Source organism: Arthrobacter sp. I3 (assembly GCF_000520575.1).
Classification (GTDB): domain Bacteria; phylum Actinomycetota; class Actinomycetes; order Actinomycetales; family Micrococcaceae; genus Arthrobacter; species Arthrobacter humicola_A.
Window position 1 is genome coordinate 67665 of sequence record NZ_KI914914.1, and the last position, 1344, is coordinate 69008.

Genomic DNA, 1344 nt, shown 5'->3' on the forward strand with positions numbered 1-1344 from the left:
CATCTTCTTCGCCGCCGTCAGCCGCCTCTACCTCGGCTACCACTGGATGACGGACGCCCTGGGCGCCTTCTCGATCTCGCTCGTGATCCTGGGCGGCGTCATTGCGCTGGACACCTGGCGGACGGCGCGGATTCCGGGCGAACAGGTCACCGGGACGCTCTCCACCGCCGACACCAGCCAGGACTGAGCACCGTCAGCGGCTGCGCGCCCGCTTGAGTTCGGCCCGCAGCCGGGCGTTGGCGGCCTCGAGTTCCATCACCTTGGCCACGCCGGCCAGGTTAAGCCCCTCTGCCAGGAGTTGGCCGATCCGCCGCAGCACCACAAGGTCTGCGTCGCTGTATTGCCGGGTGCCACCCGCAGTGCGGTCCGGCGCGAGGAGCCCCCGGCGCTCGTAGAGCCGGATATTCTGCTGCCCCGTGCCCACCAGCTGCGCCACTACCGAGATGGCGTACAGGCCTGAATTCGCGCCTCGGTCCGCCATGGTCTTCCTCCCGTTCCGGAAATTCCCTTGCATCAGTGTTTCACCGGTGCTATAAAAAATCTATACCCACTACCACACAAAAATTGTGGTGGGCTGTAGAAGGAATGCAGATCAAGTCTCGCTGAAGGAGTGGGAAATGATGTTGATTCGGACGGACCCGTTCCGTGACTTCGACCGGCTTGCGCAGCAGGTGTTCGGGACGGCGGCACGCCCGGCGCCCATGCCCATGGACGCGTGGCAGGAAGACGGCGTATTCGTCGTCGCGTTCGATCTTCCGGGGGTCAATGTCGACTCGATCGGACTCGACATTGAGCGCAACGTCCTGACGGTCCGGGCGGAACGGCGGGACCCGGCGCGGCCCGACGTGGAACTGACGGTCTCGGAGCGCCCCCGTGGAGTGTTCAGCCGCCAGCTGATCCTCGGCGACACTCTGGACACGGAGAACGTCAAGGCAAACTACGCCGACGGCGTCCTGACGCTCCGCATCCCGGTGGCGGAGGCCGCCAAGCCGCGGAAGATTGAAGTCACCCGTTCGCAGGACAAGATGCAGGAGATCGGGAAGTAGCCCCCGGGCCGGAGCGGCGCCCGCAGCGTCGCTCCGGCTCCGGCTGCATGCAACGGAGACCGACCATGGCCGGCAGGAACCCTGATCCCCGAGGCTACTACGCGCTATTGCACGTCTCGCCGGAGGCGGGCAGGCAGGAGATTGGCCGCGCCTTCCGGGCGCTGATGCGCCGGCACCATCCCGACGTCGGCCAGTCTGACCCCGACCCTCCCGATGTCGGCGCCATTCTGCACGCTTTCGCCGTGCTGCGGGACGCCAGGAGCCGGGCGGACTACGACGCCGGCGGCTGGCGTCCCGC

At 66.9% G+C, this 1344-nt stretch carries 3 protein-coding genes and 1 pseudogene; 3 read left to right on the top strand and 1 reads right to left on the bottom strand.

Annotated elements, in window-relative coordinates; all coding sequences use genetic code 11:
* Positions 1–187 (top strand): annotated as a pseudogene (locus Y706_RS27930) (PAP2 family protein); the annotation flags it as partial.
* A gap of 6 nt (positions 188–193) precedes the next feature.
* Here Y706_RS27930 and Y706_RS0107620 read toward each other — a convergent pair.
* The gene (locus tag Y706_RS0107620; protein WP_028276131.1) at positions 194–481 is read right to left on the bottom strand and encodes a MerR family transcriptional regulator; all 288 of its coding nucleotides are present in this window, start codon (positions 479–481) and stop codon (positions 194–196) included.
* 139 nt (positions 482–620) lie between these two features.
* On the opposite strand from Y706_RS0107620, the gene Y706_RS0107625 reads away from it, so the two are divergent.
* Both Y706_RS0107625 and Y706_RS24175 read left to right on the top strand, forming a co-directional pair.
* A complete protein-coding gene (locus Y706_RS0107625) occupies positions 621–1046 on the top strand; it encodes an Hsp20/alpha crystallin family protein (protein WP_028276132.1) in 426 nt (141 codons plus the stop codon).
* Between the two features lie 65 nt (positions 1047–1111).
* On the top strand, positions 1112–1344 hold a 233-nt coding region (locus tag Y706_RS24175), incomplete at its 3' end, for a J domain-containing protein (protein WP_162159065.1).